The 14,225-nt window shown below is 62.1% G+C and carries 13 protein-coding genes; 6 read left to right on the top strand and 7 right to left on the bottom strand.

From position 1 onward, the window contains the following. Nucleotides 1-95: 95 nt before the first annotated feature. Nucleotides 96-1,022 (bottom strand): YegS/Rv2252/BmrU family lipid kinase, encoded by a 927-nt coding sequence (locus tag LDN82_RS14920; RefSeq protein WP_224164778.1) that lies wholly within the window; start codon nt 1,020-1,022, stop codon nt 96-98. A 122-nt stretch (nt 1,023-1,144) separates the two neighbouring features. Between LDN82_RS14920 and LDN82_RS14925 the strand changes: the two genes are divergently transcribed. The 4 genes from LDN82_RS14925 to LDN82_RS14940 all read left to right on the top strand — a co-directional run bounded on the left by LDN82_RS14925 (nt 1,145) and on the right by LDN82_RS14940 (nt 4,265). Then, the gene (locus tag LDN82_RS14925) at nt 1,145-2,086 is read left to right on the top strand and encodes a J domain-containing protein (protein WP_224164780.1); all 942 of its coding nucleotides are present in this window, start codon (nt 1,145-1,147) and stop codon (nt 2,084-2,086) included. An 85-nt stretch (nt 2,087-2,171) separates the two neighbouring features. After that, on the top strand, nt 2,172-2,639 hold the full coding sequence (locus LDN82_RS14930) for a tRNA (cytidine(34)-2'-O)-methyltransferase (protein WP_224088121.1): 468 nt from the start codon (nt 2,172-2,174) through the stop codon (nt 2,637-2,639). Between the two features lie 78 nt (nt 2,640-2,717). Beyond that, nucleotides 2,718-3,431 (top strand): ECF RNA polymerase sigma factor SigK, encoded by a 714-nt coding sequence (sigK, locus tag LDN82_RS14935; protein WP_224164782.1) that lies wholly within the window; start codon nt 2,718-2,720, stop codon nt 3,429-3,431. Beyond that, nucleotides 3,432-4,265, top strand: coding sequence for an anti-sigma factor (locus LDN82_RS14940; protein WP_224164784.1), 834 nt, complete (start codon nt 3,432-3,434; stop codon nt 4,263-4,265). A gap of 97 nt (nt 4,266-4,362) precedes the next feature. On the opposite strand, the gene LDN82_RS14945 is transcribed toward LDN82_RS14940, so the two are convergent. The 6 genes from LDN82_RS14945 to LDN82_RS14970 all read right to left on the bottom strand — a co-directional run bounded on the left by LDN82_RS14945 (nt 4,363) and on the right by LDN82_RS14970 (nt 10,913). Beyond that, entirely contained in the window at nt 4,363-5,766 is a 1,404-nt protein-coding gene (locus LDN82_RS14945) for a gluconate:H+ symporter (RefSeq protein ID WP_224164786.1), read from the bottom strand. After that, nucleotides 5,763-6,308: a gluconokinase gene (locus LDN82_RS14950; protein ID WP_224088126.1), complete on the bottom strand. Its 546-nt coding sequence runs from the start codon at nt 6,306-6,308 to the stop codon at nt 5,763-5,765. The genes LDN82_RS14945 and LDN82_RS14950 overlap by 4 nt, the downstream gene beginning before the upstream one ends. Nucleotides 6,309-6,382: 74 nt before the next feature. Then, complete coding sequence (locus LDN82_RS14955; RefSeq protein ID WP_224164788.1) at nt 6,383-7,162, bottom strand: PIG-L deacetylase family protein; 780 nt, start codon at nt 7,160-7,162, stop codon at nt 6,383-6,385. A gap of 5 nt (nt 7,163-7,167) precedes the next feature. Next, nucleotides 7,168-8,121, bottom strand: a complete 954-nt coding sequence (locus LDN82_RS14960) for an electron transfer flavoprotein subunit alpha/FixB family protein (RefSeq protein ID WP_224088130.1) — start codon at nt 8,119-8,121, stop codon at nt 7,168-7,170. A gap of 12 nt (nt 8,122-8,133) precedes the next feature. After that, a complete protein-coding gene (locus LDN82_RS14965) occupies nt 8,134-8,937 on the bottom strand; it encodes an electron transfer flavoprotein subunit beta/FixA family protein (RefSeq protein WP_224164790.1) in 804 nt (267 codons plus the stop codon). Nucleotides 8,938-9,191: 254 nt separating this feature from the next. Further along, complete coding sequence (locus LDN82_RS14970) at nt 9,192-10,913, bottom strand: trypsin-like peptidase domain-containing protein (RefSeq protein ID WP_224164792.1); 1,722 nt, start codon at nt 10,911-10,913, stop codon at nt 9,192-9,194. Between the two features lie 346 nt (nt 10,914-11,259). Here LDN82_RS14970 and LDN82_RS14975 point away from each other — a divergent pair, with 346 nt between their 5' ends. Beyond that, nucleotides 11,260-13,308: a TPM domain-containing protein gene (locus LDN82_RS14975; protein ID WP_224164794.1), complete on the top strand. Its 2,049-nt coding sequence runs from the start codon at nt 11,260-11,262 to the stop codon at nt 13,306-13,308. 99 nt (nt 13,309-13,407) lie between these two features. Then, a complete protein-coding gene (locus LDN82_RS14980; RefSeq protein ID WP_216924066.1) occupies nt 13,408-14,196 on the top strand; it encodes a PspA/IM30 family protein in 789 nt (262 codons plus the stop codon). Nucleotides 14,197-14,225 lie beyond the last annotated feature (29 nt).

Genomic DNA, 14,225 nt, shown 5'->3' on the forward strand with positions numbered 1-14,225 from the left:
AAACCAAACTGCTCAAGCGACCAGGGGCAGTTCAACTAGCCGCAGTTCAACTAGGGGCAGTTCAACTAGCCGCAGTTCAACTAGGGGCAGTTCAACTAGGCAAGGACCCGCAGAACCCCCGGCACAACCTCGACCTCCACAGGCAATCTGTCCACGCGCTCGCCGTCGGCGTAGGCCACGACACCTTCTGCCTCCAGCCGCACTTTCCGTACCCGCCGGATCTCCACGGCCGGATGACCAAGGTGTTTGCCGGCGAACACCTTGGGGAACACCGCCAGGAAATTCAGCCGCGACAACGGCTTGACGATAAACAGATCCAGCCGCCCGTCGTCGGGCAACGCATTGGGCGTAATTCTCATGCCGCCGCCGATCGATTGGCCGTTCGCCACCGAAATCAGCAACGCCGGCTGCCGCCACTGCTCGCCGTCGGCCGTCACCGTGTATTCGATACGCCGGAAGGAACCGAGTTCCCGGAGCATCGCCAGGTTGTATCGGCTCTTTCCCTTGGGCCACCGCCACGAGTTCGCCCTCTCGTTAACGGCAGCGTCAAATCCGGCAGACAGGACCCCTGCAAAATAGCTGCTTCGCCCGGCGGCGGTGACGCGTCCGGCGTCGATCTTCCGCCCGCCCGATGCCATTGATGCCAGCAGGCGGTCGCACGCCGCCTTTGTGTCCCCGAGTGGCAAGCCCAGCAGCCTGGCGACATCGTTGCCAGTGCCGGCGGGAACAATTCCCAGCGGAAGATCCTTTCCGGCGAGCGCATTGACACCCAAATGGACCATGCCGTCCCCGCCCACCACAACCAGCGCACTGATGCCTGAAATTATGGCCTCATCAACCAGGGTCCGGAGGTCGTCGTAGCTTCCGGCTTCCAGTACGACGACGTCACAACCGGCGGTGCGAAGGCAGGCTGCGGCCTCGTCCCCGGCGAGGCCGTGGCGTCCGAACGATGCTGTTGGATTGATGGCAAGGGCGATCTTCTCCGCCGAGTGCGTGGGATTCTTGGGCGCCGGAGGATTCACCTGGTGAATTATGCCAGCCGGGAACCACCGCGCCCGCTGCCGACGTTCTCATAGTGGCTGGATAAACTGGCCGTACCGCCCCGACAGTGGAGCGGCCCACCATCCTAGAGAAGGGCCTGTGCTTGGCCGAGGGCAGCAGTTCCCACTATCAGGTTCTTCGCGTGTCCGTCACTGCGACGGACAAGGAGATCAAGGTGGCATACCGGAAGGCCGCCCGGAAGGCCCACCCCGATCACGGCGGCGAAGCCGAAATGTTCCGCCGTGTAACGCTCGCGTATGAAACCCTGATCGATCCGGAGCGTCGGGCCGAGTATGACAGGAGGTATGCCAGCGGCACCACCGGCCGCTCCCAACCGCGTCCGGGCGACTACACAGGCGCGCCTGCGCCGGGTCCGGCGACCAGCACGGGAGTCAGGCGTCCGCAGGCCCCGCGCAACACGGCAGGCGATCCGCCCGTCTACGTTCCCGCCTTTGATGACCCCCTTGAAGTTCCCCTCATTTCGATGGCAGAAGCTGCCCAACAGGTCCACGGCTTGCCGCGAAAGCGCGGCATTTTTGGAGCCGAAGCCCGCATCCAACGCGAGATGCGGACGGTACAGCTCATCAGCAGGCAGGTCCTGCCTGCCATCCCCGCCGCAAGGCTCATCAACGGACTCCGCTCCCCCTCTGACAACAACCACATCGACCACGCAGTGCTTTCCGGCTACCGGCTGGCATTGGTTGGTTCCATGCTGTTGCCCAAGGGCGCCTACGCGTGGGACGGCAATTCGTTGCGCCACGGCGGCCGGTCGGTGGCTCCGCCGCAGCTGGCCCACATCGTCCGCCATATGCAGGACATCTTCCCCGAGTTGAACGTCACCGGCTGGGTGGTCCTGCACAGTCCTGACGGCAACCTGCACGAACCAGTCATTGACCAGTACGGAAAAGGGCAAAGCCATAACGCGGTTGAGGTAGTCAACGGCGCAGGATTGGCCCGCGGCTTGAAGCAGTTCCTTGGTTCAGGACCAGCACCGAACACCGTGGTGGTTCCCGTTCTTGCCCGCTTGCTCCGCGGCATGCACTGACATCCTGCTTTCGTGGACGCTGGCTGACTCATCATGAAGCCAGCTCGATGGAACCGGCTGGGGCGGGACTGGCTAGGATGGGACGGTGTTCCGCATCCTCTTCCACACTCCAGAAATCCCGGGCAATACGGGCAACGCCATTCGTTTGGCCGCCATCACCGGCGCCGAACTGCATCTGGTGGAGCCTCTGGGCTTTGACTTTTCCGATGCCAAGCTGCGACGGGCGGGCCTGGACTACCACGACCTCGCCGTCGTCACGGTCCATAAGGACATTAACGCAGCCTGGGCTGCCCTGCAGCCTGAGCGTGTGTTTGCTTTTACGTCCGACGGCGAAACGTCCTACACGGATATTAATTACCGCGAGGGCGACGTACTGATGTTCGGCCCTGAATCTGTCGGCCTCCCGGATTGGCTGAAGAAGGATCCGCACGTCACGGCCCGGGTGCGGCTCCCGATGCGGCCTTCCCTGCGTTCGTTGAACCTGGCAAACGCCGCGTCCATCGCCGTTTTCGAGGCGTGGCGCCAGAACGGATTTGCCGGCGCCAAGGTGTAGCCCATCCGCAGCGCCCGCAGCTGCGAATAACCTATGCAGGATCAATTCCTGCCTTGGACATTCGATGAGGGAGCCGATGTGAGCGCGCTGGAGGCCCTGGTGGTGGCAAACCGCTGCACGGCTGTGCGCACAACGACGCGCCCTCGTGCTGCGGGTTTCAAACCACACGACTTATGCTGGACAGTGATGGACATCCCCAACAATCCCGGTCCCCCGGTCGTCGAGACTTCGGGCACGGCGACAGACTTGAACTCGCAGCTCACAGGCCTGCTTGAATTGATTGCTGCAGGCGACCAGGTGGCCTTCGCCGAGTTTTACCGGCTGACCTCCAAACGCGTCTTTGGCATGGCCAGGCGCATCCTGATCGACTCCGAGCTGAGCGAAGACGCCACCCAGGAAGTTTTCATCCAGGTCTGGCAGGGCGCCGCCAGGTTCGATCGCGCGTCCGGCAGCCCCATGGCCTGGCTCATGACCATCGCTCATCGCCGTGCCATCGACCGCGTCCGTGCCGTGCAGGCAGCAACGGACCGCGAAGCCCGGTACGGCGCAGCGAGCCAGGACCTTGATCGCGACGTCGTATCCGAGGAAGCCGACACGAACTTTGAGGCCGAGGCCGTCAGCAGGTGCCTTGGCACATTGACGGATACCCAGCGCGAATCGGTCCGCCTCGCCTATTACGGTGGGCTCACTTACAGGGAGGTTGCGGAGCACCTTGGTGCCGCGGTCCCTACCATCAAGTCCCGCATCCGCGATGGACTCCTGCGCTTGAAGACCTGCTTGGGGGTGGGCTGAATGAGCGAAAACAATGGTGGAGGATTTGTACGCAGAATGTTCGCCAATGACATCGCAACCGACCTGGCCGAGGGCCGCGTCCTCGAACTCGCGGAAATCTATGCCTTGGATGCTGTCACCGAATCGGAACGGGCCCTGATTGACGATTACGTCAAGGACGCTCCGGAAGGTCCAGCGTTCCAGGAGCGGGTCCGGCAGGCCCGCGAGACCCTGGTGGCAGGTTTCGCTCCCGAGGAAGAGCCGCCCGCCGCCCTCTTCGGCAACATCATGGACCGGATCGCTCAAGACGCTGCTGCACAGCCGGCTGCAGACGCGGCCCCTCCGGCGGCACCTGGGACCGTCGTCGATGAACTCGCCGCCGCCCGGACCAAGCGCGCGGAACGCCGAAGCTTCAGTGGCGGGCGCGCATGGCTGGTGGGTGCCGCGGCTGCTGCTGCCATAGCGTTGGGCGGCGTGGGTGTCGGTGCATACGTTGCCGCCCAGAACGACCCCGTGAACCAGGTCCTCCAGGCCCAAGATGTCCAAAAGAAAACTGCAGAGGTTCCTGGAGGTGGCACGGCAACGATCTCCGCTTCCTCCGCCAAGGACTCCTTTGTGGTATTGATGGACGGCGTCGCCCCGGCCCCCGAGGGCAAGGTCTACCAGTTGTGGACGTTGCCGAAGGATGGGTCAGCCCCTGTGCCGCAGGGCACTATGGACGCCCAGACATTGTCCAAGCCGGCAGTGGTGAAGGGGTTGTCTTCAGCTTCCTCAGTAGCCATTACGGTGGAGCCTGCTGGCGGGTCAAGCTCACCCACGCAGCCGCCTGTGCTGGTGGTTCCGCTGAGCGCCTGATCCCAGCCGGGAATGACGTCAACGCTTAAGGCCCGACGGCGGCCGTCCCACCAAGGTGGGCCGGCCGCCGTCGTTCTTGCTTTCAGGTGAGTCGCAGCTACAAAACCAGCGACAAGAGCATCACGAACCCGAAGCCAACCACGGAGATCAGCGTCTCCATGACGGACCACGTCTTGAACGTCTGGCCCACCGTCAGCCCGAAGAGCTCCTTGACCAGCCAGAATCCCGCATCATTCACGTGCGAGAGGAACAATGAGCCTGCTCCGATTGCCAAGGCGAGCAGAGCCGCATGGGTGGGGGTCAAACTGCTGGCCAGCGGCGCGACGATGCCCGCAGCAGTCACGGTTGCAACGGTCGCCGAACCCGTGGCGAGGCGGAGCGCTACCGCCACGATGAAGCCCAGCACGAGGACAGACATGTTGGCGCCTTCTGCCCACTTCTTGACGGCGTCACCCACGCCGGCACCAATCAGCGTCTGCTTGAAGCCACCGCCAGCTCCGACGATCAAAAGGATTGCGGCGATGGGGCCCAGGCTGTCGCCCAGCTTGGCGGTGATCTTGCTGCCCGTGAATCCCACCGCGTATCCAAACGTCACAATGGCGGCCAGTACCGCCAACGTCATGGCGACCAGGGGCTGGCCCACGAAATCGAAGAAGATCCGGATCATCGGAGCGGTTGCTGCGTCCGGCCAGATGATGTCGCCCAATGCCTTGAGCAGCATGAGGACCACAGGGAAGATGATGGTCAGCAGCGTCACCAGGAACGAGGGCTGGCGCTTGACGTCACTAAGGTCTGCGCGGTGCTTGGTATCGATGCCACCCGCCACAGCGGGAGCGTCCACCGGAACCCAACGTGCGGCCAGCCGCGAGAAGAGCGGGCCACAAATAATGACCGTGGGAATGGCAACAAGGATGCCCAGGCCCAGTGTTGTGCCCAATTCAGCCTTTACGGCGCTGATGGCGATCAGGGGTCCGGGGTGCGGGGGCACCAAGCCATGGAGAACGGAAAGCCCCGCCAAAGCCGGTATGGCTATCCGCATGAGCTTCATCCCGGATCTCTGCGTCACAAGGACAATCACCGGCAGCAGGAGCACCAGCCCGATTTCGAAGAACATCGGCAGCCCAATGATCACAGCCACAAGCGTGATCATCCAGACGATCTTGTTGCCGGTGGCCTTCGCCAACAAGGTGTCCACTACCCGGTTGGCCCCGCCCGAGTCGGCAAGCAATTTGCCAAGCATGGCGCCCAAGGCAATGAGGAGACCAACTTCCTTGAGGACTCCCCCAACCCCGTCTTCGAAGTTGGTAATGACTTTGCCCAGCTCCACACCCGAGGCAAGCCCAACAAACGCCGAGCCCAGCACCAGGGCCAGGAATGGGTGGAGTTTCAGCTTTGCGATCAGAACCACGATCAGCGCAATACCCAACGCTGCCACCACAAGAAGCTGGGTGTCGTGCCCGGACCATTCCTGCACCTGTGTGGCCGTTTCCAGCGCGATCATGAGGCTGCCGCTTCGGAACCCGCGCCCAGGGGACGCAAGCCGAGCCGTTCGATGACCTCGTCCGCCTCCTCAGCGGGCGAGGCCGAAACACACAGCGAGATGTAGTTCTCGTCTTCCGTGGGTTCCTCAAGTGCTTCGAACTGGGACTCCAGGAGCGAGGGCGGCATGAAGTGGCCGTGCCGCGACGCGAGCCGGTCCGAGATCTTGTCTTTGCTCCCTTGCAGGAAAACGAAGACAACCCCTTCGCCCCGGAGTACGTCGCGGTACTTCTTCTTCAATGCCGAGCACGTGATGATGGCCGGCGTACCGGCATCTGTGTGTTCCCGGATCCACTGGGCAATGATGCCAAGCCACGGCCACCGGTCCTCATCGCTGAGGGCCTGGCCCGAGTGCATCTTGGCCACATTCGCTTCCGGATGGAGATCGTCGCCTTCGGCGAGATCCCATCCAAGCTTGCCGGCCAGTACGCCGGCTACAGTCGACTTGCCCGAACCGGAGACTCCCATAATCACCAGCACGGGTTGCTGTGCAGTCTTCGCCATCAAAGTCTGCCTTCCTCGAATAAATATGATTTAACCGAGGTCCAGCATATGACACGGGTTACATATCGGCAATGTCAAAAGCCGGCGATAGTACTGGATCCGTTGACGGACACTACGTGGAAACTCTCGGCGCTTGCCCCGGCAGGAAGCCCTGCACGGGCACCGTTGGCCATCAACATGCCACGGACCACGCGCTCCATCCCCTCGATGTCCGGGTGCTGGCTCGCGTGGATGCGGATCGCATCGAGCTTGGCATCAACATGCTTGGTGACGTCCACGAAATGGTTCTCACGGTCCTCTGGACTGGAGATAAACCAGAGCCAGGGAAGCTTGTAGGCCATAAGTCCGGCCTCAGCCAACTCAGGGTAGGCAAAGGGATTCTCCACGGCGGGATAAACCGCCCTGGTTACGGCCTCCCCGGCTGCGAGGTGATCCGGGTGGCTCTTCTGAAGGCGGTCCCAGTTCCGTTCCGGGTGCATGGTCAACACGATGTCCGGGCGGATTTCCCGGATGAGCTTCACAACCTGCTTGATGACGTTGTGTGTCGGCTCAAGGTAGCCATCGTGTTCGTGCAGGTACCGGATGTCTTTGACTCCCACCAACTCTGCCGCCCGTTGCTGTTCCGTGGCACGGAGTTCGATAATGCGTTCCCGGTCAACGGGATCAAACCCGCCGGCGTCGCCATCAGTCATGATGCAGTAGGTGACCTGTACGCCGGCAGCAGTCCAGGCAGCTATGGTTCCTGCGGCTCCGAAGTCGATGTCGTCAGGATGGGCAGTAAAACAAAGCACCCGCTCAACACGCTCCGTGGAGGTGTTGAACGGGCTCTTTGCTGACGAAACGCCAGAAGTCAAAGGGATCAGCCTTTCCGCTTTTTGATCTCAGCTGTTGCCTGCGGCACAACTTTGAACAGATCGCCGATGATGCCGAAGTCCGCGATCTCAAAGACAGGAGACTCTGCATCCTTGTTGATCGCCACAATGACCTTGGATGTCTGCATTCCAGCCTTTTGCTGGATTGCTCCTGAGATACCTGCCGAAATATACAGCTGCGGAGACACAGTCACACCGGTTTGGCCCACTTGGGCGTCGTGGCCAATCCACCCAGCATCGGTTGCTGCCCGCGAAGCGCCAACGGCAGCACCAAGGGCATCGGCGAGTTCTTCCAACGGGCCAAAGTCGCCATCGACGCCCCGCCCGCCGGCCACAACGATCCTGGCCTCGCTGAGGTCAGGCCGGCCACTGGCGGGCTTCACCGTGCGCGAGGAGATCCGGGCCGCATTCGCTGCAGCATCTGCAGGAACCTCAACCTTGGCTGTCGCGGGAGCTGCGGCTGCGCCTGCCGGCTCTGGTTCCACGATGTTCGCTTTTACGGAAAAGACCGACACCGGAGTAGTGGCCTTCGCCGTGGTGTTGTAGGAACCCGCGAGAACCGACTTGTGGGCGGTGCCATCCGCATCCACACCAACGACGTCGGTGATGACTCCGGCGTTCAGCTTAATGCCGAGTCGTCCCGCGATCTCTTTGCCCTCCGGCGAGTTTTCGACCAGGACAGCTGTTGCGCCTGAAGCCGCCACTGCCGCCGCGAGGTACCCGGCCTTAGCCGCAACCAGGTAGTCGTCCAGGTCATCCGCAGAGGGTTGGAAGATCGTCGCCACGCCGTAGGCACCCAAGGTAGCTGCGACGTCGTCGGTCAATTCACCGTTGATCGCGACGGCGGTCTCCCCCAGCTTCCGCGCAAGGGTCAGGAGCTCCAAACTGCTCTTCTTGAGCGCAGCCCCGGGATTGTCAATGAAAACAAGTGCATTTGCCATGGTTGGAGTCCTTTAGAGCAGCTTCTGTGCGGCCAGGAAGTCGACGAGCTTAATGCCGGCGTCGCCCTCGTCGGTGATGATCGTACCTGCGGTCCTGGGCGGGCGGGCAGCTGCAGACTCCACAACCGTCCACGAGCCTGCCTGGCCTACCTCGGAAGGATCGACACCGATATCGGCAAGCGACAACGAGGCAATCTTCTTCTTCTTTGCTGCCAGGATTCCCTTGAAATTGGGGTATCTCGGTTCATTGATCTGATCTGTGACCGAGACCAGCGCCGGGAGCTGCGCTTCCACGGTTTCCGAGTGGGAGCCGGCATCCCGACGCGCCACCACGGTTCCGCCGTTAACCTCCAGGCTTGAGGCAAACGTAAGCTGCGGGAGCGACAACCGCTCGGCCAGCTGAGCCGGGATGAGAGAGGTCTCGCCGTCCGTGGAAGCCATGCCGGTCAGGACCAGGTCCACCGGGCGTCCATCTGCCGAGAGATGGCGGATGGTGGCTGCAAGCGCCAACGACGTAGCCGCGGCGTCCGAACCAGCCAGCGCGTCATCGCTGAGGTGGACCCCGGAATAGGCCCCAATCTGCAACGACTTCTTGACTACGTTTACCGCACCGGAGGGCCCCATGCTGAGGGCAATGACCTCGTTGCCGGCTTTGGCCCCGCCACGCTCTTCAGCCAGCTGCAGTGCTGCCTCAAGTGCGTACTCGTCAAGTTCGGACAAGATGCTCTCATCACGGTCAGTTGTGTTGCCGGGTCCGGTGATGTGCCGGTCGAACTGCGCGTCCGGGACGTGCTTGACCAGAACGACAATCTTCAATGTCTCTTCCACTGTCTTCGAAGCAGCCTTCCATGCTTGTGGACGGCCAACCGCAGGAGCGTGGCCGTGAATTGCCCAGCGTGTGGGCTTCCCCTAGCTAAGCATATTGCCCGCAGAAACCCGCAGAAAAACGATTGTGCGTTAACGCCTGTTTCATCCGCCTCGGCAAGTGCGGGCACAGACCGACGGCGGGCCGCACCGCTGAGGTGCCGCCCGCCGTCGTCCCCTTTGTGCAGGTTACTGCCGTTGGGTTGTTATTGCTGTGCAGCGTCCAAAGTGACTTCCACTTCCTGGGACTGGCCGTTGCGCTGGATAGTTACCTTGACCTTGGCGCCAGCGGGCTGTTCGCGGACCGCCGCGGTCAACTGGTTGGGGTCAGTCACCTGGTAGTCACCGAACTTGGTGACGACGTCGCCAACCTTGATGCCGGCCTTCGCCGCGGCCGAACCCGAGGTCACTGAAGCCACCTCCGCGCCAACCGAGAACCCTGAATCGCTACCCGTGGACGACTTCGACCGCACAGAGACACCAAACTGGCCATGGCTTGCCTTGCCGGTATCGATGATTTCCTGTGCAACTCGCTTGGCATGGTTGATCGGGATACTGAAGCCCACACCGATGTTGCCGGTTGAGGAATCCGATGTGCCACTGCCTGCAGACGCGATGGCGACATTGACGCCGATGATCTCGCCCTTGCTGTTCACAAGCGCACCACCGGAGTTGCCCGGGTTGATCGCGGCGTCAGTCTGGATCACGTTGATCGAGATCGAGCCCTCGTTCGCAGTCGGCTGGCCCTGGCCACCGCCCGGAGGGGCGAACTGGAAGCCCTGGTCGCCGCCCTGCGAATCGTCAGTGCCTTCCTTCGGCGCAGCAGAGGAGGCGACGCTGATAGTGCGGTTGAGCGTGGAGACAATACCGTCCGTCACAGTGCCAGTCAGGCCAAGCGGCGAACCGATCGCGACGGCGGTGTCCCCCACATTGATCTTCGAAGAGTCACCGAGCGTGGCAGGCACCAAGCCGGACGTGTCGTCGACTTTGATGACCGCAAGGTCCGATAGCGGATCGGTTCCAACGACCTTGGCTTTCAAGACTTTCCCATCACTGGTGCGGACCTCGATGGCAGCATTCGACGTAGCACCATCCAGGGTCACCACGTGCGTATTGGTCAGGATGTGGCCCTGGTCATCGATAATGATGCCGGAGCCCGTTCCGCCTTCGTTACCGGCCGTCGCTTTGATGGTGACAACGCTCGGCGACGCCTTCGCTGCCGCTGCGGTGATGACGTTGACGTCATCCTTGTTGTTGACGATCACGGTGCTCGACTGCCCGCCCGTTGAAGCCGCCGGTGCCGGGTTGTCCAAAAGCATGTTGCTGCCCGCCACCACGCCGCCACCTACCAGGCCCGCGGCGAGGATGCTGGCAAGGAGCGTCCCAATGCCGAACGCAGGATTGCGCTTGGCGCCTACCGGGGACTGCTGGCCAGGTGCGCTGTGGAAGCCCTGCCCGGGAGCGGGGTTTCCGGGAGCGTGGTTTCCGGGGTTGGTCCCCCCGCCGTAAAACGGCTGGTGCTGGGGGTAGTTGGGGCGGTGCCCGGGTTCGTGGGGCTGAGGGCCGCCGTAGTACTGTGGCTGGCCTGTGTTTGGCTGGCCTGTGTGTGGCTGGCCTGCGTTGGTCTGTGCCCGTGTGTTTGGCTGGCCTGTGTTGCCCTGTGCCCCTGGGTTGGCTTTGGCTGGACTGCCATTGGTGTGAGGCGCCGATTGGGCAGGAGGCTGGAAGGCCGGCAGCGGAGTTGTTGCATGCGTACCGGTTTCCTGCCCGGAATTCCAAGCAGAGTGCTGGGTTGGCTGCTGATGGGTTGGCTGCTGCTGGGTTGGCTGCTGCCGGGTTGGGGCGGCGTCAGAGCTTTCAGCGGGATCCCGGGGCTCGGACGGATCACGATTCTCTGGTGCGGTGCCCTGCGCTGGGTTCTCCGTCATGGGACTTCCTTTCATCCTTGTCTCCCATAACTATGGCCCTTATTACTGGAACAAAATCGGACGTTCGCTGGGAGCTTCCTGAAAGCCCGTTTCAGTGCTGCACAGGACCCCGGGTAAAGGACAGCGAGGGCTGATACACAGAGCCTCAACGCGCAGGCATTGCGGGTTTCTCCTATGTTTCGCTGGTGGCATATTCAACGCTGTGGACGGGGTATGGGGTGCACCATAGAATCAAGTGGAATTGCCACAGCGACCTGCGGCTTTACAAACCATGCGTGGGGGCGCTGAGCATTCTGTGACGATTGGTTCGCCTTGTTCCAGTCGCAGACGTGCTGAAGGGTTGCACATGCGGTCAATAGTGAAACGTGTACTCGCCGTGATTGGCGTGGCTGGAATGTTGGCCCTCCCGGCCGGCGCCGCCTGGGCAGCAGATCCGGTGACCATACCGTCCGGCCAAAACATCGTGGATGATGCCAATGTCCTGGGCAGCCGCAAGGGCGAAGTTCAGGAAGCCATCCAGAAAACACTCAAGGACCACAAATACAACCTGTACGTGGTTACGGTGAACTCCTTCGAGAATCCGTCAGATCCCAAGGCGTGGACCGCAGCGGTAGCCAAAGCCAAGGGCATGGGCAAGCCTGATGCGATCCTTGCGATTTCCACGGCTGGCCAGTACAACTTCGCGCTCAACTCAGGTAGCCCCATCTACTCGAAGCAGGGCGCTATAGCCCAAAACGCCGTGGCTGCCAACCTGGGCGGCGGCAAGAAGGACTACGCCCAGGCAGCAATTGACACAGCCGCAGCAATTGGGGACGCCGCCGGTGGCGGCAGCGGTACCGTGCCGAGCGGTAATGGCAGTGTCGGAGTCCTCGTCGGTGTGGGCGTAGTGGCAGCAGGTGGCGCGGCTACCTATCTCTACCTGCGAAATCGCCGCAAGAAGACCGGCCAGGCATCAAGCGCCAGCTACGGCCCCCAAGGAGAAGAGCTTGACCCACTGGCAGGGCTGAGCATTCCGGAGCTGCGCCAGAAGAGCGGCTCGTTGCTTATCGAGGCCGATGACGCCATTAAATCCAGCGAACAGGAACTCGGATTCGCCCAGGCCCAGTACGGTGATTCGGCGATTGGCAACTTCACCAAGGCTCTTCAGGAAGCCAAAGCCCACATGACCGAATCGTTCAAGCTGCAACAGCAACTGGACGACCATATTCCGGACACTGAGGAACAACAGCGGACGTGGCTCGGAGAGATTATTCGCCGTTCCGAGGCGGCCCTCGCATCACTGCGTGACCAGAAGGCAGACTTCGACTCCCTTCGCGAGCTCGAGAAGAAGGCCCCGCAGGCCCTGGCCACCGTCACGGCAGGTGCCCGGGAGGCCGACTCCAGGATCGCCACTGCAGAGCAATCCCTTGAAAGCCTTCGCAGCAAGTACGCCGAGTCTGCGTTGACGCAGGTCTCCGACAACATCCTGCAGGCGAAGGAACGCCTGGCGTTCGTTCAGAATGCAGCAACTACCGCCCAGGAAAAACTGGCTGCGGGAGAAAACAGCCTGGCCGCCGTAGCGGTTCGCGCTGCCGAAGAGAGCCTGCACCAGACGAACGTCCTTATCGACGCGATCTCCAAGACGGCGGGCAGCCTTGACGAGGCCCGCGCCTCCTTGGAAAGCGCTGTCGCCGAGACCAGCCAGGACCTCGCGCAGGCCAGGGCCATGATCCAGTCAGGTGAACATCCTGAACTAGCAGGGCCCGTGGCTGGTGTGGAGGCGGCGCTGGGTCAAGTCAAGGCTGAAATCCAAGGTGGAAAGATCGACCCCATAGCTACCTTGACCCGCGTAGAAACAGCACACCAGGCGCTTGATCAGTCATTGACCGGCATCCGCGACCAGCAGGAACAGGCCCGCCGTGCACAAGCATCCTTGCAGCAGACCATCATGGCGGCGCAGGCCCAGATCAGCGCGACCTCGGACTACATCACGGCACGTCGTGGCGGCGTTGGAACTGAGGCCCGCACCAGGCTCGCCGAAGCCCAGCGCAATCTCGACTACGCTTTGTCGATCTCGCGCAATGACCCTGTAACGGCGTTGACCTACGCCCAGCAGGCCCACTCACTCGCTGCACAGGCAGCCCAGCTGGCGCAGGCCGACGTCGACCACTTCGGTTATGCCGATCAAGGCTACGGCCGCGGTGGAATGTTCGGAGGCGGCGGCGGAGGTGGCGGCCTTGGAGGCGCAATTCTCGGCGGTATCCTGATCAACTCCATCTTCAACAGCGGTGGCGGCGGTTGGGGCGGCGGCCACAACGACGGCGGTGGCGGCGGATTCTTCGGTGGCGACTCCGGCGGCGGCGACTGGGGTGGCGGCGGAGGTGATTTCGGCGGCGGCGACTCCGGCAGTTTCTAGCCCCACACTTTAGCTGGGGTCCATGCCCCATCTAGGAGCGGTACAACAACTGATCACTGATTTCAGTGGGTTCCACTGAGCAGGACGAAAGGCAACACCATGGTTAAGCAGTCCATTTTCGGCCGGATCTCGCAGCTCGCCAAAGCAAACATCAACGCTTTGCTGGACCAGGCTGAAGACCCGCAGAAGATGCTGGACCAGATGGTCCGCGACTACACGAACAACATTGCTGAGGCCGAGTCGGCAGTGGCTCAGACCATCGGAAACCTCCGCATGCTGCAGGCCGACTACAACGAAGACGTCAAGAACGCCCAGGACTGGGGCAACAAAGCCCTTGCCGCGTCGCGCAAGGCCGACGAGTACCGGGCTGCCGGTGATACCGAGGATGCCACGAAGTTCGACAACCTGGCCAAGGTTGCCATCCAGCGTCAGATGACGGCAGAGTCGGAAGCCAGGGCCGCGGAGCCCAGCATTGCGTCCCAGACCGAGGTTGTGGACAAGCTCAAGAGTGGGCTTGACCAGATGAAGAACAAGCTCAACCAGCTCACGGCGAAGCGCAACGAACTCGTAGCCCGCTCCAAGACCGCAGCTGCGCAGTCGCAGGTACACGATGCTTTGAAGAGCATTGACATCATGGACCCAACCAGTGAAGTTGGCCGTTTCGAAGAGAAGATTCGCCGGGAGGAAGCCAAGGTCCTGGGCCAACAGGAACTTGCCGCATCCAGCTTGGATGCCCAGTTCAATCAGCTGGAAGACCTCGGAGAGCAGACCGAAATTGAGGCCCGCCTGGCGGCCTTGAAGTCCGGAGGCAGCAAGCCTGCCATCGGGGCCGGGGCCCCGGCCTCCAGCGGTGCAACGATCGACGAAACCGACTTCGACAAGCTCTAGCTATGTAGGGCCTTACGGCTCTCTGATGT

The organism is Arthrobacter sp. StoSoilA2, assembly GCF_019977195.1.
Classification (GTDB): Bacteria; Actinomycetota; Actinomycetes; order Actinomycetales; family Micrococcaceae; genus Arthrobacter.

Coding starts and splice junctions, on each gene's coding strand:
- LDN82_RS14940 (WP_224164784.1), top strand. CDS start 3,432: ATGAGCGAAAACAATGGTGGAGGATTTGTACGCAGAATGTTCGCCAAT.
- LDN82_RS14945 (WP_224164786.1), bottom strand. CDS start 5,766: ATGATCGCGCTGGAAACGGCCACACAGGTGCAGGAATGGTCCGGGCAC.
- LDN82_RS14950 (WP_224088126.1), bottom strand. CDS start 6,308: ATGGCGAAGACTGCACAGCAACCCGTGCTGGTGATTATGGGAGTCTCC.
- LDN82_RS14960 (WP_224088130.1), bottom strand. CDS start 8,121: ATGGCAAATGCACTTGTTTTCATTGACAATCCCGGGGCTGCGCTCAAG.
- LDN82_RS14970 (WP_224164792.1), bottom strand. CDS start 10,913: ATGACGGAGAACCCAGCGCAGGGCACCGCACCAGAGAATCGTGATCCG.
- LDN82_RS14975 (WP_224164794.1), top strand. CDS start 11,260: ATGCGGTCAATAGTGAAACGTGTACTCGCCGTGATTGGCGTGGCTGGA.
- LDN82_RS14980 (WP_216924066.1), top strand. CDS start 13,408: ATGGTTAAGCAGTCCATTTTCGGCCGGATCTCGCAGCTCGCCAAAGCA.